Annotated in this window: 23 protein-coding genes; 8 read left to right on the top strand and 15 right to left on the bottom strand. The window is 61.7% G+C overall.

Annotated features, from left to right (window positions below):
* Positions 1–414 (top strand): transposase (locus G7Y52_RS07445; RefSeq protein WP_165068458.1); only part of this gene is annotated, 414 nt, incomplete at its 5' end.
* Between the two features lie 104 nt (positions 415–518).
* On the opposite strand, the gene G7Y52_RS07440 is transcribed toward G7Y52_RS07445, so the two are convergent.
* The 4 genes from G7Y52_RS07440 to G7Y52_RS14960 all read right to left on the bottom strand — a co-directional run bounded on the left by G7Y52_RS07440 (position 519) and on the right by G7Y52_RS14960 (position 4,075).
* Positions 519–1,358: a menaquinone biosynthesis protein gene (locus tag G7Y52_RS07440; RefSeq protein WP_165069194.1), complete on the bottom strand. Its 840-nt coding sequence runs from the start codon at positions 1,356–1,358 to the stop codon at positions 519–521.
* Between the two features lie 138 nt (positions 1,359–1,496).
* Complete coding sequence (gene mqnC, locus G7Y52_RS07435) at positions 1,497–2,639, bottom strand: cyclic dehypoxanthinyl futalosine synthase (protein ID WP_165069190.1); 1,143 nt, start codon at positions 2,637–2,639, stop codon at positions 1,497–1,499.
* Positions 2,639–3,784 (bottom strand): aminofutalosine synthase MqnE, encoded by a 1,146-nt coding sequence (gene mqnE, locus G7Y52_RS07430; RefSeq protein WP_165069185.1) that lies wholly within the window; start codon positions 3,782–3,784, stop codon positions 2,639–2,641. The genes mqnC and mqnE overlap by 1 nt, the downstream gene beginning before the upstream one ends.
* Positions 3,785–3,793: 9 nt before the next feature.
* Positions 3,794–4,075 (bottom strand): hypothetical protein, encoded by a 282-nt coding sequence (locus tag G7Y52_RS14960; RefSeq protein ID WP_206215233.1) that lies wholly within the window; start codon positions 4,073–4,075, stop codon positions 3,794–3,796.
* A 174-nt stretch (positions 4,076–4,249) separates the two neighbouring features.
* On the opposite strand from G7Y52_RS14960, the gene G7Y52_RS07425 reads away from it, so the two are divergent.
* A complete protein-coding gene (locus tag G7Y52_RS07425; protein WP_165069182.1) occupies positions 4,250–5,095 on the top strand; it encodes a 1,4-dihydroxy-6-naphthoate synthase in 846 nt (281 codons plus the stop codon).
* 258 nt (positions 5,096–5,353) lie between these two features.
* On the top strand, positions 5,354–6,775 hold the full coding sequence (locus G7Y52_RS07420) for an MATE family efflux transporter (RefSeq protein WP_165069177.1): 1,422 nt from the start codon (positions 5,354–5,356) through the stop codon (positions 6,773–6,775).
* Between the two features lie 51 nt (positions 6,776–6,826).
* Here the strand turns inward: G7Y52_RS07420 and G7Y52_RS07415 are convergent, their stop codons facing one another.
* The 5 genes from G7Y52_RS07415 to G7Y52_RS07395 form a co-directional block, all read right to left on the bottom strand.
* A complete protein-coding gene (locus G7Y52_RS07415; RefSeq protein ID WP_165069173.1) occupies positions 6,827–8,329 on the bottom strand; it encodes a response regulator in 1,503 nt (500 codons plus the stop codon).
* A 726-nt stretch (positions 8,330–9,055) separates the two neighbouring features.
* Positions 9,056–9,466 carry a hypothetical protein gene (locus G7Y52_RS07410; RefSeq protein WP_165069170.1) on the bottom strand — a complete coding sequence of 137 codons (411 nt, stop codon included), beginning with the start codon at positions 9,464–9,466 and terminating at the stop codon, positions 9,056–9,058.
* A gap of 320 nt (positions 9,467–9,786) precedes the next feature.
* Positions 9,787–10,404, bottom strand: a complete 618-nt coding sequence (locus tag G7Y52_RS07405) for a bifunctional nuclease family protein (RefSeq protein ID WP_165069167.1) — start codon at positions 10,402–10,404, stop codon at positions 9,787–9,789.
* Positions 10,398–11,747, bottom strand: a complete 1,350-nt coding sequence (gene miaB / locus G7Y52_RS07400; protein WP_165069164.1) for a tRNA (N6-isopentenyl adenosine(37)-C2)-methylthiotransferase MiaB — start codon at positions 11,745–11,747, stop codon at positions 10,398–10,400. Before miaB ends, G7Y52_RS07405 begins: the two co-directional genes overlap by 7 nt.
* Before the next feature lie 5 nt (positions 11,748–11,752).
* Positions 11,753–12,127 carry a hypothetical protein gene (locus G7Y52_RS07395; protein WP_165069160.1) on the bottom strand — a complete coding sequence of 125 codons (375 nt, stop codon included), beginning with the start codon at positions 12,125–12,127 and terminating at the stop codon, positions 11,753–11,755.
* Between the two features lie 243 nt (positions 12,128–12,370).
* Here G7Y52_RS07395 and G7Y52_RS07390 point away from each other — a divergent pair, with 243 nt between their 5' ends.
* Positions 12,371–12,937, top strand: a complete 567-nt coding sequence (locus tag G7Y52_RS07390; RefSeq protein WP_165069156.1) for a hypothetical protein — start codon at positions 12,371–12,373, stop codon at positions 12,935–12,937.
* Here the strand turns inward: G7Y52_RS07390 and G7Y52_RS07385 are convergent.
* Positions 12,934–13,212 (bottom strand): DUF5334 family protein, encoded by a 279-nt coding sequence (locus G7Y52_RS07385; RefSeq protein ID WP_165069152.1) that lies wholly within the window; start codon positions 13,210–13,212, stop codon positions 12,934–12,936. The genes G7Y52_RS07390 and G7Y52_RS07385 overlap by 4 nt on opposite strands.
* Positions 13,213–13,280: 68 nt before the next feature.
* On the opposite strand from G7Y52_RS07385, the gene moaA reads away from it, so the two are divergent.
* From moaA to ruvB, 4 genes are all read left to right on the top strand, one after another.
* On the top strand, positions 13,281–14,279 hold the full coding sequence (moaA, locus tag G7Y52_RS07380; protein WP_165069206.1) for a GTP 3',8-cyclase MoaA: 999 nt from the start codon (positions 13,281–13,283) through the stop codon (positions 14,277–14,279).
* Positions 14,280–14,299: 20 nt separating this feature from the next.
* Entirely contained in the window at positions 14,300–14,713 is a 414-nt protein-coding gene (locus G7Y52_RS07375) for an EamA family transporter (RefSeq protein WP_165069147.1), read from the top strand.
* Between the two features lie 85 nt (positions 14,714–14,798).
* Positions 14,799–15,410: a Holliday junction branch migration protein RuvA gene (gene ruvA, locus G7Y52_RS07370; RefSeq protein WP_165069143.1), complete on the top strand. Its 612-nt coding sequence runs from the start codon at positions 14,799–14,801 to the stop codon at positions 15,408–15,410.
* Entirely contained in the window at positions 15,411–16,430 is a 1,020-nt protein-coding gene (gene ruvB / locus G7Y52_RS07365; protein WP_241159642.1) for a Holliday junction branch migration DNA helicase RuvB, read from the top strand. It abuts the gene before it with no gap.
* Positions 16,431–16,502: 72 nt separating this feature from the next.
* Here the strand turns inward: ruvB and G7Y52_RS07360 are convergent, their stop codons facing one another.
* From G7Y52_RS07360 to G7Y52_RS07340, 5 genes are all read right to left on the bottom strand, one after another.
* Positions 16,503–17,039, bottom strand: a complete 537-nt coding sequence (locus tag G7Y52_RS07360) for a HyaD/HybD family hydrogenase maturation endopeptidase (RefSeq protein WP_165069138.1) — start codon at positions 17,037–17,039, stop codon at positions 16,503–16,505.
* 73 nt (positions 17,040–17,112) lie between these two features.
* The gene (cybH, locus tag G7Y52_RS07355) at positions 17,113–17,811 is read right to left on the bottom strand and encodes a Ni/Fe-hydrogenase, b-type cytochrome subunit (RefSeq protein ID WP_165069132.1); all 699 of its coding nucleotides are present in this window, start codon (positions 17,809–17,811) and stop codon (positions 17,113–17,115) included.
* 82 nt (positions 17,812–17,893) lie between these two features.
* Positions 17,894–19,702: a nickel-dependent hydrogenase large subunit gene (locus G7Y52_RS07350; protein ID WP_165069127.1), complete on the bottom strand. Its 1,809-nt coding sequence runs from the start codon at positions 19,700–19,702 to the stop codon at positions 17,894–17,896.
* Between the two features lie 11 nt (positions 19,703–19,713).
* Complete coding sequence (locus G7Y52_RS07345; protein ID WP_165069122.1) at positions 19,714–20,925, bottom strand: hydrogenase small subunit; 1,212 nt, start codon at positions 20,923–20,925, stop codon at positions 19,714–19,716.
* 56 nt (positions 20,926–20,981) lie between these two features.
* Positions 20,982–21,548, bottom strand: coding sequence for a DUF305 domain-containing protein (locus G7Y52_RS07340; protein WP_165069116.1), 567 nt, complete (start codon positions 21,546–21,548; stop codon positions 20,982–20,984).
* Positions 21,549–21,988 lie beyond the last annotated feature (440 nt).

The following is a 21,988-nucleotide window of genomic DNA, read 5'->3' as shown; positions in this document are numbered from 1 at the left end:
GGACGTTGGGAAAGGATAAGCATACTTTCAGCAATCCGGGTAACGGGAGAGACTTGCAGTGTTGTTTTTGATGGGGCACTGGATGGAAAAATGTACAATGCTTATATTGAAAAATTTCTTCTTCCAACGCTTAAAGCTAACGATGTTGTTATAATGGATAATTTGAATGTCCATAAATCAAAAACCGCCCAAAACTTGATAAGGGAAAAAGGCTGCAAGTATATTTTCCTTCCAGAATACAGCCCGGATTTAAATCCCATTGAAAAGATGTGGAGCAAAGTGAAACAATTACTTCGGGGTATGAAAGCAAAAACATGTGATGAACTGTACAAGTCCATTGGAAAAGCATTAAGTTGTATCACACAAAAAGACGCTGAAGGATGGTTTAAATCCTGTGGCTATGTAAAAAGTTAAAAGCAAAATGCTCTAATGAAATTAGAGCATTTTGCTTTTGAAATTGAATAATTTCAAAAGCAAAATGCTCTGGCTGATGAAATTAGCAAAATGCTCTCATCGCGTCACATCCTGAAAAAACGCAGCGGCGGCGGCGCGGGAATCATGCCGGCTGTGGCGAGCTTTTCGTAAAAAAGCCGCAAGCCCTGCAATTCCTCCTGCCCCAGACTGTAGACCAGACCGTCGCGGTAATAGGTCAGAAGCTCCTCGCGCGAGAGCGGGCAACCCAGGCCCGTGAGATCAAGGATCAGATCCATGTGTTGCAGGCCCCAATCCCGCGCGCGGCGCAGCAGCGCGCCGGGGTCGGTTTTGAACAGACCTTGTTCGGCAGCCTCCCTGCTCACCACCCAAAGGCCGAAAATGAAAGGCAGTCCGGTCCAATCCCGCCAGGCTTCGGCCAGATCCAGGCGGTAGGGATAGTCGGGATGGTTGCGCAGGCGCAGCGCTTCGTCGCCGATGGCCAGAAACGCCGTGGGGGGGGTGGCGCCGCGCACTGCGGGCGTGACCGGGCCCGTGGAAAAACGCACGTTGAGCTTGTAGCGGTCGCGCATGAGCAGGCGCAACAGCGCCACGGAGGTATGGGTTTCGCCGCTGATCAGAATGCCGCGCCCGTCCAGTTGCTCAATGGGCAGGCGCGAGAGCAGCAGCACGCTCATGACCGGCCCGCGCGAGCCGATGGAAAGATCTTCCACCAGATAATACCGTTCGGGGCGGCAGGCGTATTCAAAGCAGGAGCACGACGAAACGTGCAGTTCGCCTCGGGCCATCATGTTGTTGAGCAGGGCCGGAGGGCCGGAAACCAACTCAAAATCGTGGGGCAGAATGCCTGCCTCAAGCGGATGATAAATGGGCAGCACATTGAGATAGCCGATGCGGCCCATACGCAGGACCAGTGGAGTGCTCATGCCGAATTTCCGGGGTGGTTGAAGGCTGTCGCAATCGCCGGGCGCGCCCGGCGGAACCGGGGCAAAAGCATGATTTTGCCCCGGCTTTCCTGCCGCGGCTTTGCCGTGAGGCCAATCGCGGCTCATGCCGCTTTGCCCTCAGACTGCGGGCTGCGGCTCCACCGGCGCATAGTTCATGGTGCGCTGCACAGGCGTAAAGCCCGCGGCGCGGATCACTTTGTGAATGTCCGCCCGGCTCATGCTGTAGGACACGCCCGCGGCTGCGACCACGTTTTCCTCAATCATCAGGGAGCCGAAATCGTTGGCGCCGTAAAACAGGGCCAGTTGGGCAATCTCAGGGCCCATGGTCACCCAGGAGGCCTGAATGTTGGGCACATTGTCCAGCACCAGGCGCGATACGGCCAGAAGCCGCAGGTAGGCCGGAGCGGGCAGAGGAGCGCAATGAATACGGGTGTGCGCGGGCTGGAAGGTCCAGGGGATGAAGGCCGTGAAGCCGTGGGTGCGATCCTGCACGGCGCGCACGGCAAAGAGGTGATCCAGACGGTGCCCCGGTTCCTCCTCATGGCCGAACATCATGGTCGCCGTGGTGCGCAGGCCCAGTTTATGCGCCTCTTCCATGACCATCAGCCATTGATCCGCGGAACATTTGTTGGGCGAGACGCGCGCGCGCACCTCGTTGTGCAGAATCTCGGCCCCGCCGCCGGGCAGGGAATGCAGGCCCGCATCCTTCAGGCGGCGCAGCACTTCGGGCACGGAAAGGCCGAATTTTTGCGACCAGAAAAATATTTCGGGCGGGGAAAAGGCATGGATATGCAGCCCGGGCCAGTTTTCGCGCAGCCAGCGCAGCAGATCCTCATACCATTCCAGAGGCAAATCCGGGTGATGCCCTCCTTGCAGGAGGATCTGCGTGCCGCCCAGGCGCAGGGTTTCCTCCACCTTGGCGGCCATTTCCTCGCGGCTGATCAGATAGCCGTCCTTATGGCCCGGCGGCCGGAAAAATGCGCAGAAGCGGCAGCCGCAGACGCAGACGTTGGAATAATTGATGTTGCGATCGCCCACATAGGTCACCACGGGCTCGGGATGCAGGCGCAGGCGCAGGCCGTGAGCCAGGGCGGCCAGGGTGTGCAGGCTTGCCCGGTAATACAGGGTTTCGGCGGCCGCGCGGTCAAGGCGCGCCGGGGCCGCTGAGCCTGTGCCGCCTATGCGGGCGGCCAGCGCGGCAGCCTCGCGCACGGCGGGGCTTTCTTCAAAAGGGCTGTGGGCAGGGGCAAATGTGGCCATCAGCGCACCTCCGCACTGTTCCGGCCGTCAGGGGGCAGGGTTTCAAAAATCGCGTTGCGTCGCACAGGCTCAAAGCCGGACTCGCTGATCATGCTTTCCAGCTCGTTGATGGTCAGGCCCTGGCTGGACTGAGCCCCGGCCATGTGGCCGATGTGTTCCTCCACAATGGTGCCGTCCAGATCGTCGGCCCCGTACCACAGGGCGGTCTGGGCCAGTTTGGGGCCCAACATGATCCAGTAGGCCTTGATATGCGGGATGTTGTCCAGCAGCAGGCGGGAGACGGCCACGGTGCGCAGTTGATCCAGCCCGCGCTGCGGGCCGAGACGCTCGTCCGGCAGCTTGAGCCTGCTGTTTTCGGTCAGAAAGGGCAGGGGGATGAAACAGGTGAAGCCGCCGCTTTTATCCTGCTGATCGCGCAGGCGGCACAAATGATCCACGCGCTGGGCCGCGTTTTCCAGGTGGCCGAAAAGCATGGTGCAGTTGGTTTTGATGCCCAGGCCGTGCGCTTCGCCGGAAATGCGCAGCCAGGCCGCGGCGTCGGCCTTGTGCGGGCAGAGCTGCGGGCGCAGCTCTTCGTCAAAAATTTCCGCGCCGCCGCCGGGCAGCATCGTCAGGCCCGCGGCCTTGAGCCGTTGGAGCACTTCCAGGCTGCTGATGCCCTCCAGTCGGGCGAAATGTTCGATTTCCACGGGCGTGAAAGCTTTGATCGGCAATGTGGGGTTAACGGCCCGCACCGCGCGCAGCACGTCCTCGAACCATTCCAGGCGCAAGCCCGGATGGCAGCCGCCCACAATATGCAGTTCGTCCAGGCGCAGGGAGCTTTGATCCGCATTTTTCAGCCGGGCGAGAATGTCCTCCCTGCTCAGGACGAACGCGCCGGGCTCGTTTGCCGCGTCGCGGCGGAAAGCGCAGAAAACGCAGCCGTTCACGCAGACATTGGTATAGTTGATCTGGCGGTTGACCACATAAAAGGCCTTGCGCCCGTGCAGACGGCAGCGCGCATGCAGCGCCAGGGCTCCCACGGCGGTGATGTCCGGGCAGTCGAACAGGGCCAGGCCGTCATCGAAGCTCAGGCGGCGGCCGTCGAGCACTTTTTCATGGATGGACGAAAGGCCCAGATCGGCGTAGTATGCGGCGTCAAGCATGGCAATGTCCTATGCGTCTATGGCGGCCGGAAATGAAGGATATGCGGGGCAATTTTCCGGCAAAACGCTCTCGCGGCTCCGGCCTGGCGCAAAGGCGCAAGGCCGCCGCACCGGGCGGAGCCATGCCCGCCGCGCGTCACGCGAGCGTTTCAAAAGCACTCTGCTCCAGGATGCGCAGGATGCGCCGGAACCGCCCGCTTCCCGCACGGCAAGGGAACCCGGCTGGAGCATTTTCACTTTGAAAATGCTCTGCTGACGCGAAAGCGGCAGCCGCCGCAACGCGGCGTACATTCAGGCGAAAACCGCGTTTTTCGCCTGAATGCCACCTTTGACTTTCATAAAAAGTCAAAGGTAATCTGCTCTAAGACGTATGGCGCGGCGCGCGCGTTTCGCGGAGCGTGTTTTTTTAAGAGCGCAGTGGGCAGACTATGCCCGTCCGGCGTCTCCTGTCAATGTGAGGAAACTATGGCTGTCTCTCTACCCGGTTCATTGTCGCTGGGGCTTTCGCCCTGCCCCAACGATACCTGTATTTTTCATGCCCTGCTGCATGGCCTGATTCCCGCCCCGGCCGCCATTCGGCCGTACCTGGCCGATGTGGAGCGACTCAACTCGCTGGCCCGGCAAAAGAAACTGGATGTGACGAAAATGTCTCTGGGCGTGGCCGCGCAAATCATGGATGACTATGCCCTGCTGGCATCCGGCGCGGCCCTGGGCTGGGGCTGCGGCCCTCTGGTGGTGGCCCGCGAGGCTTTGCCGCCCGAAGCCTGGCGCACGGCACGAGTGGCCGTGCCCGGTCTCCTGACCACGGCCAATCTCCTGCTTACCTTGCACGGCGGCTTTCAGGGACCGAGGCAGGAAATGCTCTTCAGCCAGGTCATGCCCGCGGTGGCGCGCGGCGATGCGGACCTGGGCGTGATCATCCACGAGGGGCGCTTCACCTTTGGGCGCATGGGGCTGGTAAAGCTTCTGGATCTCGGCCAGTGGTGGGAAGGAGCCTTTCATCTGCCCCTGCCCCTGGGAGCCATTGCCGTGCGCCGGGATCTGCCCTTGCAGACGGCGCGCGCCATGCAGACCGCCATTGCCGACAGCCTGGCCTATGCGCGCGCGCATCCGGAGGCTTGCAAAGACTTTGTGCGCTCCCACGCCCAGGAAATGGAAGACAGCGTGATCAGGGCGCATATTGAAACCTTTGTCACCGATTTCAGCCTGGATCTGGGAGAGGCGGGGCGCAGGGCCATTGAGGCGCTGGCAGGCCGGGCCGCAGCCTTGCTCGGACGCGAGCTGCCCGCGCGGGGCCTTTTTCTGGAGTAGAGCGTTTTGCTCATGAAATGAGCTAAACGCTCTGGCAGGGCGAAGCCATGCCCGCCGCGCGCGTCAGCCGTTGGCGGCTGTGCCGCCTTACGGATGACGACAGCAGCGATAGGCGCAGGCGAAATTTACTTTCGCCGTGAAGCGCCGGAGCGAGCGTTTCAAAAGAAATATGTTCTAAAGGTTCCGCGCCGGTCCATGTTTCCGGCGAGGCCGCCGCAGTCCGATTTGCAGGCCCGACGCCTCGCATCAGGATATCCTATGACCCTATCTTTCTTTTCCTGGGCCGAAGCCCGGCGTTTTTACGCCATCGGTCTGCCCATCTTCATTGCCCAGCTTTCGCAGACCGGCATGAATTTCGCGGATACGGCCATGACCGGCCAGTACAATGCCGAGGACATGGCCGCCGTGGCCGTGGCCGGTTCGGTGTGGGCTCCGGCCGCGCTTCTGGGCATAGGCTGCCTTTTGGCCCTGCCGCCTCTCAGCGCGCAGATGGTGGGCGGGGGGCAGCGCGAGGGCGCTGCGCATCTGCTGCGCCAGGGCCTGTGGCTGACCCTGGGCATGAGCCTTCTGCTGATGACTTTTTTTTACGTCATTTCCTGGCGTCTGGAATCCTTCGGCCTGACGCCGGAGCTGGCCCGCCTGGCCGGGGGGTACTTGCGCGCCGTGCTCTGGGGCTTGCCGGGCTTTATGTTTTTTGTGAACCAACGCAGCTTTCTGGAGGGCTTTTCGCGCACCCGCCCGGCCATGATCATCGGCATGCTCGGGCTGGCGCTCAATATTCCCTGCAACTATGTGCTGATTTACGGCAAGTGCGGTCTGCCCGCCCTGGGCGCGGTGGGCTGCGGCGTGGCCACGGCCCTTTGCTATTGGTTCATGGCTCTGGCCATGCTCTATTATCTGCGCCGCGACCCGCAGTACCGGGATTTGCGACCGCTTTTCGCCCCCCTGTTTTTCCGTCGCGGGCTTTCCGGCCGGCGGCTTCAGGAACCGCGTTTTGACGGCGCGCTGGCGCTGCGCGTCCTGCGCATCGGGCTGCCCGGCGCGCTGGCGCTGTTTTTTGAGGTTTCGCTCTTTGCCCTGAGCGCCATTTTGCTGGCTCCCCTGGGCACGGTGATGGTGGCCGGGCATCAGATCGTCATGAATTTCAGCGCCCTGGTTTTCATGATCCCCCTGGCAGTGGGCATGACCGCCACCATCCGGGTGGGGCATTACCTGGGCGCGGGAAAGGTGGCGCGCGCCCGCCTGGCGGCCCGCACGGCCCTGGCGCTCAGCGTGGTTTTTGCCTTGCTCATCGCGCTCTGCGCCATTGTCTTTCGCCGCGGCATCGTGCTGATTTACAATGACGATCCCGCCGTTACCGCTCTGGCCATGCATCTTTTGTTCTATGTGGCGGCCTATCAACTGGTGGACGGCCTGCAGATGGCGGGCATCGGCATATTGCGCGGCCACAACGACACCCGGATTATCTCTGCGATCTGCTTTCTTGCCTACTGGGTCATCGGCCTGCCCCTGGGCTATGCCCTGGCGCGCACCGATATATTCGGGCCGCCCCGGGGCGCGGAGGGCTTTTGGATCGCCTACATTTTCGCGCTGGGCTTCGGAGCCGCCTGTTACCTTTGGCGTGTGCGCTTTTTGCACGGGCTGGGCGATGCGGAGGCGCTGGCGCGCGTGCGGCGCTGAAACAGGAGAGACTGGGCAGGGAAGGCCCGGCGGGTGTGCGGGCGCGCCGCTCTATTTGTCTCTGCGGACAAGCTTCCAGGTGCATTTCATGACCGAGAGCAGTTCGTTGAGCCTCGGTTTGCCGGTGAAGAGCTTACTGGTGGCTTCAGTTTCGCTAAGGGGTTCCACTGCAGGCAGGCGGCTTGCGGAATCCCGGGCCGATCCGCGGGGTGAAGCCGCAGCGTCTTCGTCCAGAGGCATGAGCGCGGGCCGGTCGCTGTCCTGCGGGCTGACCACGCCGCTGACCGTAACACGGCTTGTGCGCGCCCGGCCCGCCAGAGCGGCCAGCGCCGATGGCGCGCCTGTTTCCGGCGCAGTGCCGCGCGGTTCTGTTTTTTCTTCCCCGGTCGGTTCTTTGGCCTGTTCCGCGCCAGGGTCCGCGCTTTCCTGCGTGGTTCCCTCCTGCATTTCCCTCTGCCGGGCCATGCGGCGGGAAACGCTCCATTGGCGTTCGGCTGCGGCCTCACGCCGTCGGGCCTCCTGCTGCCGGATCAATGCGTCGAGGCACGCCCGGATGTCGCTGCCGAGTCTGTCCCCTTGCGCTCCCAGAGCCCGTCCCAGGCTCTTTTCCAGTTGGCGCAGCATGTGCTCCGGTTCCTCGGCGGTCAGGCAGGTCTGCGCTATTTTGTCGCAGAGCTGGCTTTTGGAGGTGACGTCAAAACCTTGAGCCAGAATTTCGGCGGCCTCGTCGTACAGACCCTGGCGCATGAGCTGCCGGGCTTCGGCCAGAAAGGGGCTTTTAGCGCCGGGATCTTCCTGGAGCACGCGCGCGTGGACGGCGCGGGCGCGGCGCCAGTGTCCGGCGCGCACAAAGGTGGCCGCTGCCTGCGCAAGACAGGCGCGGTAGCGCGTCAGATCACCCTTGCCCTTCCAGGCCACGGCCATGCCGAGTTCTGCCTCGCCCTTGATCTGGGCATCGCGCAGTGCCCGCTGAAAAGCGTTGATGGCGTTGTTCCAGCGTTGTTGCTGCAGGTCTTGCATACCCACGCGGAAATAATCTTCCGGCTGGCGCACCGGCTTGAGAAGCAGGCCGTATGTGTCCAGCGCGGCGTCAAAAGCCTTGGTGTCCGTAGAGCGCGCGGCTTTTTGCAGTTGCGGGAGGCGTTTTGGGGAGACCTCCAGCACGGCCAGGGTGGCTTTAAGATCCGTCACTGAATAGGGGCGGCCGAGCAGGGCGCTGGCGCCGCAGCCCAGGGTTTTGAGCTGCTCCACTTCGCTGTCGCTGGGCAGAATCAGCAAAACGGGCATGGCCAGCAGGCGGGGGTGCAGCCGCAAAATGGCGCAGAACTGCTCGCCGTCCATATCCTCCAGCTTTTGGGCGCAGACGATCACATCGGGCTGAAGGCCGCCGGGGTTGGGGGCCAGGCCCGCCAGAATCCGCGCGGCTGCTATGCCTGAAGTCATGACCTGGATCTGGGTCACGCCCACATCGCGCAGGGCGCGCCGATCAAGAGCGGCAAGCGATTCGCTTTCGCTGAGCAGCAGGATGCTTGGCAAGCTGGGCTGAAGGGTCATGAGCTGCGCTTCCTTACGGAAAAGGCCGCGGCACTGGCGCATAGTGCTTGTGAAACGCTCGCTCCGGCGCGTAACGGCGCAAGGAAATTTTCTCTGCTGTCGTCATCCGCAAGGCGGCACAGCCGCCAACGGCTGACGCGCGTGGGCGGGCATGGCTTCGCCCTGCCAGAGCGTTGAGCTGATTTTATGAGCAAACCGCTCTCAGGGCTGTTTCCAAATTGAGGAGTTTTGCCCTTGCAGCAAGGGAAGCAGGCTTTTTGCGAAAGGAGTGTACTCCCAATGGTGCTCGACTGGAGCAAAAAACGCAGCCTGACAAAGGTGGAAGGCAAAAGAACCAATTGAGAAACAGCCCCCCGGGGCGATCCGCCGGACGCTGCGGCTTTCTTTTTTCACATACTATAATGCCTGTTACGGACATCAGCAAGTGCGGACGCTGCCGCCCGGCGTGGAAGCGGGAGGCTAGAGCGGTTTGCTGTTGCAAACGGCAACCGCTCTGGCGGCCGCGGGAGCGGACGCCCGCGCCGAATGGGCGTCCAGACCGCGTTGCGGTAGCCGTTAGCAAGCTTTGCTTGCGTACGGATAGCGACAGCGGTTGCGTTGGCTGGCTGCCGCAGTAACCAGTTGCTGTCTTCATCCGTAGCTTCCTTCGTCGCAACGGCTGAAGCCTGGACGCGAAATGATGGCAGCGCCGCTTTTGAAATTGAATAATTTCAAAAGCAAAATGCTCTATTTGGCAAAGGGCAGGATTCGCGCCTGGCGCAGAGGCAGCCCGGAATCCGCGTGGCCGCCGGAATCGCGCGCGCTTCCGGCATAGCTTGAATCGCAATACGGGCAGCGCAATTGGCCGCCGTTTTTTTCCAGACGGATCAAGGCGCCTTCGCTCTCATAGCAGTGGGTGCAGAACGGGCCCTGTTTGGCCCCGGCGGTCCTGAGCCAGTAAAAGCCGTTCTCCGCATAAAGATTTCGGGAAAGATAGAAGATGTCTTCAAAGGTCTGAAGGCGGACTTTAAGCATGCTCATTTCGTCGCGCAACGCAATGCAACGGGATTGCAGCTCCATGAGCAGACGACGCGCTCTTTCCGGCTGGCCCGAGGCAAAGAGATCGTTAATTTCTTTAAAGCGTCTATAGTCGAGCATGGTTTTTTCCATCCGTGTTATGTCCAGCCTATCGGAATGCCCGGGCAAACCTTTAGGGCATATATAAACAACTGTAGTAAAATCTGAAAAAAATAATTAGTGATTATAATAGGTTAAAAATGAAAAAAATTCTAGAAAACTCCTGGAGTCTTTTCTTGTGATCGGCATGGCTTTCCACGGCAGCCGACGCGGCAACGTTTGTGAGGCGGCAGGAAATTTTTTGAGGGGGGAGAAGGGAAAGCATACCGGGAGGAAGTGCCGCCTTTGACTTTCATAAAAAGTCAAAGGTAATCTGCTCTGGAGGCCGCAAGGGCGCGGCCTTACATCTTGCGGCGGGAAATGGGGTCCAGGGAGCGCAGCAGCTCACGAAGGCGCTCTTCCTCCTCGCGCGCGTTGCCCTGCGGCAAAACACCTTCACGGGTCAGGACGCCGCTCAGCCGATCAATTTCTTTTTGCGCGCCGGCCTTGCGCATCATATCCGTGGCCGCATCCGCGGCAGGGATCGGCAGAGACTTGTCCGACATGCGGCGGCTGACCCTGTCCTGAGCCTCGGCCGAGCGGCGCAGCACTTCCTCATTGACCAGAATGCGGGCCTTGGCGCGCAAAGCCAGGGCAATGGCGTCCGAAGGGCGGCAGTCCACGCGGATAACGCCTTCAGGGCCGTTCAAAATCAGCAGGGCGTAATATACGCCGTCTTTGAGCTCGGTAATCTCCACGCGCGGCAATTCGGTTTTGAGAGCCTTGAAGCTCATCAGCAGCAAATCGTGCGTCAGGGGGCGGGGAAGATTTTCATTGTTCAGCACCAGGGAAACGGTCATGGCTTCCATGGCCCCTACCCAGATGGGCAGCAGCGTATCGCCGCCGCTCTCACCCAGGATTACAATGGGCGTTTTGGTCTGGGGATCAATGGTCAGGCCCAGCACGCGCATCTCTACCATAACGCACCGGTCCGTCGGGCCGTAAGGCTGTGTTTTTTGGCTTCCATGATCCGTACAGGGACCATGCGCCCGGTATGATCCTCGCCTGCGGGCAAGGGCACATGCACGGGCACGCCATAGGGGTCGCGCCCTTGCCAGCTCGGTTCCGCGCCCTGTCCCTGCCTGCGGCTCGGCCCTTCGATGAGCAGGCTTGTTTCCCGGCCCGTGCGGGCCTCCAGCCAGCGGCGGCTCAGCTTTTCCTGGAGTTCCTGGAGGCGCAGAAGGCGCTCCTGCTGGACCTCGGGCGGAATTTTGTCCGGGAAAAGCGCGGCCCGCGCTCCGGGCCGATCCGAGTAGCAAAAGGAAAAGCTGGACATGAAGCCGCAGGCCTCCATCATTTCCAGGGTGGCCTCAAAGTCCTTCTCGGTCTCGCCGGGAAAGCCCACGATCAAATCCGTGGAAAGCGCCAGATCCGGTCTGGCCGCGCGCAGGCAAGCCACCAGATCCAGAAAATCGCGCCTTTTGTACTTGCGGCGCATGCGTTCCAGCACAGTGTCGGAACCGGACTGCAACGGCAGATGCAGGCGCGGGCAGAGCGGGGCAAGCTCGGCAAAGGCCGCCACATCATCCGGCCCCATATCCTTGGGGTGCGGCGTGACGTAGCGCAGGCGCGCGAGGCCGGGCAGGGCCGCCACGCGCGAAAGCAATGCCGCAAAGCTCACGCCGTCGCCGTTTTTGTCACGGCCGAAGGCGTTGACATTCTGCCCCAGAAGGGTAATTTCCCGCGCGCCGCGATCCAGCACGGCGAGGCATTCCTCCAGTATGGCCGGTGTGGCCCGGGATTTCTGGCGGCCCCGGGTAAAAGGCACAATGCAGTAGGTGCAGAAATTGTCGCAGCCCTGCATGATATTGATATAGGCCACAGGCTCTGCGGCTTGCCGGGGGCCGGCCTCGCGCTCCACATAGCTGCTCGTGAAGTCCAGGAGGGAAAGGCGCAGCCCCGGCTCGGCCAGAAGGCGCTCAATGGCTGCGGGCGCGCCGGAGATGCCGTCGCTGCCGGCCACAAGACGCACCTGGCCCGCGCCTTCAAAAAGCTTCCCGCCCAGTTGTTGCGCCACGCAGCCGGTCACTGCCACCAGCACGCCGGGATTGCCGCCCGTGACCTGACGAACGCGGCCCAGGGCGCTGATGACTTTTTGCTCCGGCTTTTCCCGCACCGAGCAGGTGTTGATCACCACCACCTGAGCCTGCTCCAGGGGCGCTTCCCGGAAGCCGCGCCCTGTGAGCGCGCGCGCGAGCCATTGCGAGTCATGCACGTTCATCTGGCAGCCGAAGGTGAGGATGTGGAAGCTTTTTTCAAGCATGGCGCTTATTGCTCAATGCCCGAATCGGCCTCGTAGAGGCCGGGCTCGCCTTCTTCTTCCAAAGCCGCCACCCGGTCTTCCAGCCATTCCAGCACGGCGCGCGCGGTATGGTAGTTGAGCAGCACCCGGGAATGAATATGGCGGGTGACTTCGCGCCGCTCATCGTCTTCCGGCGTGATTTCATGCCCGATGGAGCCGTCCGGGGCGACCAGCCGTTCGGAATAGGGCGGCAAGGCGTCGCTTTCGTGATAAAAGTTCATTTCAATTTCGCCCTGGGGATTGATCCCGCCCCAGACGCCGTGGGCCGTATTCAGCCGGGCTTCCGGCGCCATCTGGTAATTATAGCGGATTTTCGCCGGATGGGCGCTGCTTTTGCTCATGTGCGTTCCTTATGGAGATGGACAAAATACATAGAGGCAGAGTACAATAAAAAATAGAAAGCGCCAAGTAAAGCCGGGCAGCCCTGGCCGCGGCGTCAAGGGCCTTGACGATGGCAGCCCCCTGGTTACAATAGCAAAAAGACGCTTTTGCCGTTGCGTGAATTTCAGTCGGGCGGTTTGCAGATGCCGGGCGTGTTTGCCGCAGGCGGGACATGCAGGTCAACTGCCCCTCAAGGAGAGCATGTGAGCCAGACAAGCATTGAGGAACATCATATCCGGCCATATTTCGACATGGAAGCCTTTATGATCATGAGCCGGGAAACGCGCCTGGGCGGCGCCGCCCTGGAGCGCCTTGTGGAACTGTGGGGGCAATGGCTGGACCGGTTGAAAGTCTGTGAGGTGAAGGCGGGCAAAATTTCGTATCTGGCCGTCTGGCTGCCGGAATCCGTGGAAGAATTCGTGGATGAAGCCTGGGGCAAATCACCGTCCGAGGGCTATCTGGTCAACAATCTGGCCCAGTTTTTGTGCATGTCCGCTGTTCAGGAGCTCTTGCCGCAAGTGGAGGATGCGGGTTGCGCGCCTTCGCCGCGCCCCACCGAAGCCCTGCGGGAAGCCCTGGCCGGTCTGGGCCTGCCCTACCGGAAAAATTCCCCCACGCTCAGCCGCCGCTATGCCGTGGTAACCCACTATCCCTTCCGGGGAGGGTGCGAGATCTGCCACATGCAGGCCCACTGCCCCAAGGGGCAGGGGCAGGCAGAGAGCGCGGGCGTGATTCTGCCCGGCTACGAGCGGGAAGAGGGGCAGAGCTAGCGGCCTTCCATGACCAGCGTCCGCCGGACGCCCCTGGGCGTGCGCACAACCACTTCCACTGTGCGGGCGTTGCGGGTGACGCTTTCCACAAGGCATGTTTCGCTGATGTCGTTGTCATAGTTGCGCACGTCCACGGTGTCGCCCTGGGCGGGCATTTTGTCGGGCGTGATCTCCACAAGGTCGGTGGTGGCGGCGTCAAAACCGTCCCAGGCCAGAACCGTCAGCGGCAGAACAAGGCAGCCTGCGACGGCCACCCAAAGCAGCAGGTGTTTCATGCAGGCAGATGTAAATCCATTTTGGCTTCTTGGCAACAGGGGGCGCACGGGCAGGGGCAGGGCTTTTGGTGCGCGCCCTGCTTGACGGCCACGGCCGCACGGTGCGCTATCTGCGTCTTTCCGTGACGGATCGCTGCAATTTGCGCTGCCTTTATTGCCGCAGCAATGTGGCGCAGCGTTGCATCCCCCACTCCCAGATCTTGCGCTATGAGGAAATAACGCGCATGGTGGGCATTGCGGCCTCTCTGGGCGTGCGCAAGGTGCGGCTTACCGGTGGGGAGCCTTTTGCGCGCAAGGGCTGCGATGGTTTTCTGGTCATGCTGCATGAGCGCTTTCCGGATCTTGATGTGCGCATCACCACCAACGGCACCCTGCTTGCGCCGCACATTCCCCTGCTGCGCCATGTGCGGGTAAGCGCCGTGAATCTTTCGCTGGACAGCTTTGATCGCGCCACCTTTGCCCGCGTCACCGGTCGGGATCTGCTGCCCCAGGTGCTGGCCGCGCTGGATGCCTTGCTGGCCGCGGGCATTCGGGTTAAAATAAACGTGGTGGCCATGCGCGGGGTCAACGACGGGCAGATGGATGATTTTGTGCATGCGGCCCGGAACATGCCCCTGGATCTGCGTTTCATCGAATTCATGCCTATGGGCAGCGCCACCCCCTGGAGCGTGGAAAATTTCTGGTCCACGGCGGAGATTCAGGCCGAGGCGGAGCGCCGCGCGCGCCTGATCCCCGCTACAGCCGATGCCGCGGAATCCGGCCCGGCCCGCATGTACAGGATTGCGGGCGGCCTGGGGCGGCTGGGCTTCATTTCGCCTTTGACCAACCATTTCTGCCTCTCCTGCAACCGCCTGCGCCTGACCAGCGACGGGGCTTTGCGCACCTGCCTGTTCGCGGATAAGGAATACCGCCTGCGCGGACTCCTGCGCCAACCCCGGATCACGGATGAAACCATCGTCCGCGTCATCCGCAGGGCCTGTGCCGCCAAGCCCGTGGGCGCGGAGCTGCTGCGCGCGCGGCGCGGCGCGGCCGTGGCCGTGAAGCAGATGGTGGGCATCGGCGGCTGAGCAGGCCGCGTGAGGATGTCATGTGGAAGGTCTATGCGTTGCTGGCGGCCTTGTTTGCCGCCCTGACGGCCATTTTTTCCAAAATGGGCGTCAAGGATGTGGACTCCAACCTGGCCACGGCCGTGAGGGTGACCTTCATCCTGGCGCTGACCTGGGGAATAGCGATTTTTACCGGAGTCGCCGGGCGCGTCAAAGAGCTGAGCGGGCATACGCTGCTCTTTCTTTTTCTTTCCGCCGTGGCCACGGGTCTGTCCTGGTTGTGCTACTTCAAGGCCCTGCAACTGGGCGAGGTTTCCAGGGTCGCGCCCATCGACAAGCTGAGCGTGCCCCTGGCCATGATTCTGGCGGCCCTCCTGCTGCATGAGCCTTTGGGCCTGAAGGCCGTGGCCGGAGGCCTGCTGATCACGCTCGGATCTCTGCTCTTGCTGCTCTGAGCGGGGAGCCCGGCGACCGCAACGGCGTATTCTTTTGAAAAAAACCACATGGCGGGCCGCGCCCGCTCCTGCACAACGAGTTGCTATGATCGCCTATCTTGAAGGCCGTCTGGCCGAGACCTGGGGCAATGCCTGCCTGATCCTGACTGCGGGCGGCGTGGGCTATGAAGTGGCCGTGCCCACGCATACGCTTGCCGCGCTGCCCGGCAAAGGCGAGCCGGTGGCGCTCTTCACCAGCCTTGCGGTGCGCGAGGACGCGCTGGAGCTTTTCGGCTTCGCGACCTTTGAGGAGCGCCAGACCTTTGAAGTGCTGGTGTCCATTTCCAAGGTGGGCGCGCGCACGGCCCTGGCCATCCTCTCCATTTACCGGCCCGAGGATTTGCGCCGCCTGGTGCTGGAAGAGGATGTGCTCTCCCTGACCCGCGTTTCGGGCATCGGCAAAAAAACGGCCCAGCATATTTTTTTGGAACTGAAATACAAACTCAAGGTGGACGACGGGCCGCAGACGGCTGTGCTGGCCGCCGCGGGCCGTCCGGGTTCCGTGTACCGGGATGTGCTTGCCGGTCTTGCCAATCTTGGCTATGCCGAGGAGGAATGCGCGCCCGTAGTGAAAAAGATACTGCATGCGGAACCGGATCTGGATGTGACCGGCGCGCTCAGGGCCGCGCTCAAGGCGCTGGCCAGGGGGAGAGCCTAAATGGCGGAATTTGAGGACAATGTGCCGGTCGCGCCGTCCGGGCAGGGGCACGGTCGCGATCCGGCCGTTACGCTGGACGAAAGCGTCCGCCCCCGCAGCCTGGATGATTTCATCGGCCAGGACGAGCTGCGCGCCAACCTGCGCGTCTACCTGGGCGCGGCCAGGGAGCGCGGCAAAGCTCTTGATCATACGCTGTTTTACGGCAACCCCGGCCTGGGCAAGACGACTCTGGCCCAAATCATGGCCGCGGAACTGGGCGTCAACCTGATCTGCACCTCGGGCCCGGTGCTGGAGCGCAGCGGGGATCTGGCGGCCATCCTGACCAATCTCGGCCGGAACGACATTCTTTTTGTGGATGAAATCCACCGCATGCCCATTGCGGTGGAGGAAGTGCTCTATCCGGCCATGGAGGATTTCAAGCTGGATCTGGTCATCGGCCAGGGCCCGGCTGCGCGCACGGTCAAAATTGATCTGGAGCCCTTCACCCTGGTGGGGGCCACCACGCGCATGGGCCTGATTTCCTCTCCTCTGCGCGATCGCTTCGGCATTGTGGCCCGCCTGGAATATTATACCCCCGGCGATCTGGCCCGCGTGGTGCAGCGCACGGCGCGCATTCTGGGGGTGGAAGTCACGCCGGAGGGCGCGGAGGAGATCGGCCGCCGTTCGCGCGGCACGCCGCGCATTGCCAATCGGCTCCTGCGCCGGGTGCGGGATTTTGCCCTGGTCCGGGGCAACGGAAGAGTCACCTTTGAGGAGGCCGCGGCCGCGCTCAAGCGCATGGACGTGGACGAGAACGGCCTGGACCAGATGGACCGCAAGCTTCTGGAAGTGCTGATCACGCACTATGACGGCGGCCCGGTGGGCATCAAGACCCTGGCCGTGGCCTGCTCGGAGGAAGTGCGGACCATAGAGGATATTTATGAGCCCTATCTGATCCAATGCGGTTTTTTGAAGCGCACCCCGCGCGGCCGCATGGCCACCGCCAAGGCCTACAAACATTTGAAGCTGCTGCTTTCCTGATGCCCGCTCCCCGCCGCGTCAGGAAAAAAGGGCTGATCCGGCGCTATGCCGGTCCGGGCGTGGCCTCCTTTCTCATGGCTCCGGGCATTGCCCCAGAGCGTTCAGGGCCGGAGCCGAAAGATGCCTGATTTTGGCGCGCGCGTCGGCCTTCACCCCCCAACGCCGCAAAAGGTCCAGAGCCGCATGCGCGGCCGCTTCAAAGCATCGGGCCACCTGGGGCGAAAAAGGCGCGCCCAGGGTCATGGCAGCGGGCTGCACGCCCAAAAGGGCGCAGCACTGCGGCTGCGTGCCGCGCAGCGCGGCATAGCCCATGACTTCCGAAAAGCTGTTCTGGTGCGGGCCCAGCTTGCGCGCGGTGATATGGGCAGGCACCCCCTCCCGCAGCATCAGCTCGCCGGGCGCAAGGCCGAAGTCCACGGCATCCAGCACCAGCAGCCTGTCGGCCTCCTCCACGAAGGTCAGCAGGGTCTGCCCCTGAGTGCCGCCGTCCACCACGCGGACGCCGGGAGGAAAGTTCCACCCCGCGTACAGCCGTTGCGCCAGGCGCACGCCAAAGCCCTCATCCCCGTAAAGAATGTTGCCGAGTCCCAGGACGATCACGCGTTCCATGTCTCTTCCTTTGAGGGTCACGCGGCCGGGCCGCGCGGCAAAGCCTGAGAGCGGCCGGGCCGTAAGGTTGACCTTAATCTTTGCGCCGCTCTCTGTACCCGCTGAACATGGTGGAGGCCAGGGTGGTCTTGCCCATGATCTCTTCCCGGATCACCATGTAGATATGCACGATCACAAAGGTGATCAAAAGCAGCATGCCCAGCCTGTGCAGGCTGCGCAGCTCCTGATCGTTGCCTCCGATCCAGTACATGAAATCAAGCACAAGGAGAAAGGGTTTGAAGAATGGCGACGCGGAAGCCTGAGCGTACATGCCCAGGCCGCTGAGCATGACGAGCAGCATGAAGATCATGCCCACGGCCATCCCGGCTTGCGCCAGGGGGTTATGCCCCACATACGCGCGCGGCTCCCTGTCCAGAAAGAGATACCAGCGGATCTCGCTCCACAGGCCCTCCCACCAGGATTTTCTCCAGACCGGCAGGATGATCAGCTCCCGCGAATATCTGTTGCCGATCAGCGCGTACAGATAACGCAGTACCGTGGCGATGATCAGGATGAAGCCCGCGATGAAATGAGCCATGCGGGTGTACCCCATGTAAAAGGTGTCACAGGGCTGGCCGGTGACGGAAAGCCAGGGTTTGCCGATGATATAGCCTGTGACGATCAGCACGCTGACGCAGATTGCCATGCTCCAGTGCCAAAGGCGGATGGGCAACTGGTAGACATACACCGATGTGCCCACAGGCATAAGCACGTTGTCGCAATATTCGGTCATGATATTTCTCCACAGCGCGGGACAGGCGGCACGCCGCCTGTCCGCGCCTCAACTCCACGCCGCGCCGGCGCGGCGGCAAGGTTCAAAAGCCGCGATCCACGCGCACGGTCAGCAGGTCCGAACCGTCGGGCCCGATGATATGCGTGGCGCAGGCCAGGCAGGGGTCAAAACTGTGAATGGTGCGCAGAATTTCCAGAGGTTGCTCGGGGATGGCCATCTGCGTGCCCATCAGAGCGGCCTCATACGCGCCTAACTGGCCGTTGGGGCCGCGCGGCGCGGCATTCCAGGTGGTGGGCACCACGCATTGGTAACGCTCGATCTTTCTGTTCCTGATCACCACCCAGTGGCCCAGCGCGCCGCGCGGGGCCTCGGTGAAGCCCACGCCGCGCACTTCTTTTTCGGGCCAGGTGTCCGGTTCCCATTTCCGGGTAAAGGCCGTGGCCCGGTTGCCGTTTCTGAGATTGGCGATCAGCCGGTCGTAAAAATAGCGCAGCCGGTCGGCAGCCCAGGTCGTTTCCAGGCAGCGGGCCGCAATGCGCCCGAGGGTGGACTGGAGAGCGCCGAGCGGCACGTTGAGCCGGCCGCAGAATTCGTCCACAGCGCCTTTGATCTCGTTATTGCCCCTGGCGTAGCCCACCAGAGTGCGCGCCAGCGGGCCCACTTCCATCTGACTGCCGTGCCAGAGCGGCGTTTTAATCCAGGAATAGCGGTCCCGGGCGTCCAGTTGCTGGATATTGGTGGGCGTGCCCTTGATGTTGGGCCCCGGCGCATACCGCGGTTCCGTGACGCCCTCGAAGGGATGCAGACCCACTTTGCCCTCAGGATACACATACCAGGCGTGCGTGACACTTTCCTGGATTTCGTCGGGATCACGCAGATTGACGGGCAGAACCTCGTCAAAATTGCCGTTGATGATTGCGCCGCGCGGCATCAGCAGGCTTTTGTCCGAAAAGTCGTTGGCAATGTCCGGGATGCCGCCGCAGGCCAGCACCGAGAGTTTGGAAAGGCCGCCGCCGACGCCCAGCCACTCGGGATAAAAACCGGCCAGGGCCATGACGTCTGGAATGACCACCTGGCGCGAGAAAACGCGGCAGCGCTCAATAAGCTGGGAGACCAGCTCCAGACGCTCCATATTGATCACGTCGGCCCCGCCCTGTCCGTCCAGGGTCAGCGAACAGGGCACGCCGCCCACCAGCCAGTTGGGGTGGGGGTTTTTGCCGCCAAAAACAGTGTGGATCTTCACCACGTCCTTCTGAAAATCCAGGGCTTCCAGATAATGCGCCAGGAACATGAGATTGGCTTCCGGCGGCAATTTGTAGGCCGGATGCCCCCAGTAGCCGTTGGCGAAAATGCCGAGCTGGCCGGATTCAATGACCCGCAGCAGGCGGTTTTGCACCTCCTTGAAATAGCCCGGGGAGGCATTGGGCCAGGGCGAGATTTTGCGGGCCAGGGCCGAAGCCTGGGCCGGATCGCCCCTGGCGGCCGAGATCACGTCTATCCAGTCCAGGCCGCTCAGATGATAAAAATGCACCAGATGATCGTGAAACATCAGGCACAGTTGCATCAGATTGCGGATGATGTTGGCATTGTCCGGCACTTTGATGCCCAGGGCGTCTTCCACGGCATAGACCGAGGCCAGGGCGTGCGTGCCGGTGCACACGCCGCAGATGCGCTCGGTAAATGCCCAGGCGTCGCGCGGATCGCGGCCTTTGAGAATGATCTCAATGCCGCGAAAAAGCGTGCCGCTGGACAGGGCGTTGGTGATCACATTCTCCTCGTTGAGGTTGACTTCGCAGCGCAAATGTCCCTCAATGCGCGTAATCGGGTCCACCACAACGCGGCGGCCCGCGTCAGTGACGGTATAGCCTTGAGTGCTGTATTCGTAGGGCATGGATGCATTCCTCAGCGGTTGGAATCGTTACGGGGGGTGGAGGAGCCCGCGGCAAGGGGGGCCTGGGCGCCGGGGGTGGCCGTATCCCTTTTGACGACCGGGATGCCATGCTCGCAGGGAGCGTGAGCTTCGCCGTTGCCCGGAGGCGTCGCCTTTGCTTCAGGGCAACGGGCGTGGCGGATCATGCTGGCCACGCCGTGCGCGGCCACGCCAGCGGCCACGGCCGCCACTGCGGCCACGCCCACGGTTTCGGCCGTGGCATTGGCGCCGAAATGCGGGATGGTGGTGATGCGATCATAAAAGGAGCCCTGATCCCAGAAATGCTGTTCCGAGCAGCCGATACAGCCGTGCCCGGACGCAATGGGAAAGGAGACGCCGTCATTCCAGCGCGTGGCCGGGCAGGCGTTGTAGGTGGTGGGGCCCTTGCAGCCCATTTTGTAGAGACACAGCCCCTGGCGCGCGCCTTCGTCGTCCCAGGATTCCACATACTCGCCGGCGTCAAAGTGGGCGCGGCGGTAACACTGGTCGTGCACGCGCTTGCCGTAAAAGGCCAGAGGCCGGCCCTGGGCGTCCAGCTCCGGCAGGCGATCGAATGTCACGATATAGGCGACAATGGCGCTCATCACCTCCGGAATGGGCGGGCAGCCGGGCGCCTTGAGCTGGGGCTTGTTGGGAAAGAGTTTGTGCAGGGGCGTGGCGTCCGTGGGATTGGGATGGGCCGCCTGCACGCAGCCCCACGAGGCGCAATTGCCCCAGGCCACCAGGGCGCGGGCATGCTCCACGCCGTGGGCCAATTTTTCCAAAAAGGGCTTGCCGCCGTCAATGCAGTACATACCGCCCGCGCCCAGGGGCGCGTTGCCTTCCAGGGCGAGAATATACCGGCCCTTGTAACGGCTCACGGCCTCGTTGAAAGCGTCCTCGGCCTGCTCTCCGGCCGCGGCCATGATCAGATCCGCGCAGTCCAGGGCGATCATCGAAAGGATGATGTCCGTGGCCAGCGGATGAGCCGTGCGCAGAAAGGATTCCGTGCAGCAGGAGCAGGTCAGGCCGCTCAGCCAGATCACCGGCAGGCGCGGCCTGGTGGAAAGGGCTTGAGCGATGGCTGTTTCCGCGCCCGGCCCAAGACCCAGGGAGACGGCCGTAAGCGCGCAGAACTTCAGAAAATCACGGCGGCTGAAGCCGCGGCTGCGCAGAACTTCAGCGGTTGTTTCCAGATGTGACATATCTTACCTCAATGATAAACAGCTTTAGAGCATTTTTTGATTGAAAATGGATATGTTCAATCAAAAAATGCTCTGGTATGATCGCCGCGGGCGTTGAGCCACGTCCTGAAGGCGTGCATTTCTCTGGCCTGGGACACACTGATCTCCTGTGCGAGCTTGAGCAGAGCCTCATGCTGGAAGTGAACCAGCACCGGCACGGTCATAATCACGGCCATGCCGTGATGCGGCAGCATCTGTTGCACAAACTGCACGTTGGGATCTTGGGAAGTGTATCTATGCATCATGGCCTGCATTTCCCGATGCATCTGATCATAGGCATTTTGATCAAGGCCGCCCACGTCTTTGAGCCAGCCTTTCATTTCTTCTATTTCGCTTTTCTGGGCTTTGATGATTTCTCTGGCCCAAGCCGCAACCTGCGGGTCCTGCCGGTTTTCGGGCGCGCGCAGCAGTGCTTCGGACATGGCCACAGCCCCTTCGTGGTGCGCGATCATGCCGGAAAGAAAGGCCTGCCCGGAATAGGCGGGCTCGCTGTCGTGCATGTCGTGATCTTGCATGGGCGGCTCTGCCGCCTGCACCGGCAGGGCCAGAAGCACGAAAGCGAGAAAAAGATATATGTGACGCATACGTTCTCCATTTTCGTAACAAATGAGAGGAAGTATCGGTCGTACCCCGTGCAGCGGCCGATCTTCAGAAACTGCAAAAGCTCTTCCTGCGTTTTTCGAGGTACTTTCCCCGGAGTCAGGGCGTCATAAAAACCAGCGCAAAAGCAGATGCAGTGAAGAAACGGAAACCATAGATACGGGCACAAGGCGGATTCATTCTTCATACGGACCGGATTTATGCGCACTGAACGAAGTTTGTAGAGTTTGAATCCGGACATTTTATCATACTCAGGGAAGTGCTTGCATAAACTGCGTACATGAAAAAATGTTCTTGCCCTTCACAACGTCAGATACTCTGTTGTCAGACGTTGTTGCGCAGTATACGACTGGAGGCGCGCTCTTGTCGATAGTTTAATCAATATAAAAAAAGTTATATAACGCGTAGGGCATTTTACCTGTAA

The sequence above is a fragment of the Desulfovibrio sp. ZJ200 genome (assembly GCF_011039095.1).
Taxonomy (GTDB): Bacteria; Desulfobacterota; Desulfovibrionia; order Desulfovibrionales; family Desulfovibrionaceae; genus Desulfovibrio.
Note: the sequence above shows the minus strand (reverse complement) of the source record. Positions and strands in the feature narration are given on the sequence as shown.

Excerpts from the sequence above, each read along its gene's own strand:
- G7Y52_RS07440 (WP_165069194.1), bottom strand. The coding sequence starts at position 1,358 with ATGAGCACTCCACTGGTCCTGCGTATGGGCCGCATCGGCTATCTCAAT.
- mqnC (WP_165069190.1), bottom strand. The coding sequence starts at position 2,639 with ATGGCCACATTTGCCCCTGCCCACAGCCCTTTTGAAGAAAGCCCCGCC.
- mqnE (WP_165069185.1), bottom strand. The coding sequence starts at position 3,784 with ATGCTTGACGCCGCATACTACGCCGATCTGGGCCTTTCGTCCATCCAT.
- G7Y52_RS14960 (WP_206215233.1), bottom strand. The coding sequence starts at position 4,075 with ATGTACGCCGCGTTGCGGCGGCTGCCGCTTTCGCGTCAGCAGAGCATT.
- G7Y52_RS07425 (WP_165069182.1), top strand. The coding sequence starts at position 4,250 with ATGGCTGTCTCTCTACCCGGTTCATTGTCGCTGGGGCTTTCGCCCTGC.
- G7Y52_RS07420 (WP_165069177.1), top strand. The coding sequence starts at position 5,354 with ATGACCCTATCTTTCTTTTCCTGGGCCGAAGCCCGGCGTTTTTACGCC.
- G7Y52_RS07415 (WP_165069173.1), bottom strand. The coding sequence starts at position 8,329 with ATGACCCTTCAGCCCAGCTTGCCAAGCATCCTGCTGCTCAGCGAAAGC.
- G7Y52_RS07410 (WP_165069170.1), bottom strand. The coding sequence starts at position 9,466 with ATGCTCGACTATAGACGCTTTAAAGAAATTAACGATCTCTTTGCCTCG.
- G7Y52_RS07405 (WP_165069167.1), bottom strand. The coding sequence starts at position 10,404 with ATGGTAGAGATGCGCGTGCTGGGCCTGACCATTGATCCCCAGACCAAA.
- miaB (WP_165069164.1), bottom strand. The coding sequence starts at position 11,747 with ATGCTTGAAAAAAGCTTCCACATCCTCACCTTCGGCTGCCAGATGAAC.
- G7Y52_RS07395 (WP_165069160.1), bottom strand. The coding sequence starts at position 12,127 with ATGAGCAAAAGCAGCGCCCATCCGGCGAAAATCCGCTATAATTACCAG.
- G7Y52_RS07385 (WP_165069152.1), bottom strand. The coding sequence starts at position 13,212 with ATGAAACACCTGCTGCTTTGGGTGGCCGTCGCAGGCTGCCTTGTTCTG.
- G7Y52_RS07375 (WP_165069147.1), top strand. The coding sequence starts at position 14,300 with ATGTGGAAGGTCTATGCGTTGCTGGCGGCCTTGTTTGCCGCCCTGACG.
- ruvA (WP_165069143.1), top strand. The coding sequence starts at position 14,799 with ATGATCGCCTATCTTGAAGGCCGTCTGGCCGAGACCTGGGGCAATGCC.
- ruvB (WP_241159642.1), top strand. The coding sequence starts at position 15,411 with ATGGCGGAATTTGAGGACAATGTGCCGGTCGCGCCGTCCGGGCAGGGG.
- G7Y52_RS07360 (WP_165069138.1), bottom strand. The coding sequence starts at position 17,039 with ATGGAACGCGTGATCGTCCTGGGACTCGGCAACATTCTTTACGGGGAT.
- cybH (WP_165069132.1), bottom strand. The coding sequence starts at position 17,811 with ATGACCGAATATTGCGACAACGTGCTTATGCCTGTGGGCACATCGGTG.
- G7Y52_RS07350 (WP_165069127.1), bottom strand. The coding sequence starts at position 19,702 with ATGCCCTACGAATACAGCACTCAAGGCTATACCGTCACTGACGCGGGC.
- G7Y52_RS07345 (WP_165069122.1), bottom strand. The coding sequence starts at position 20,925 with ATGTCACATCTGGAAACAACCGCTGAAGTTCTGCGCAGCCGCGGCTTC.
- G7Y52_RS07340 (WP_165069116.1), bottom strand. The coding sequence starts at position 21,548 with ATGCGTCACATATATCTTTTTCTCGCTTTCGTGCTTCTGGCCCTGCCG.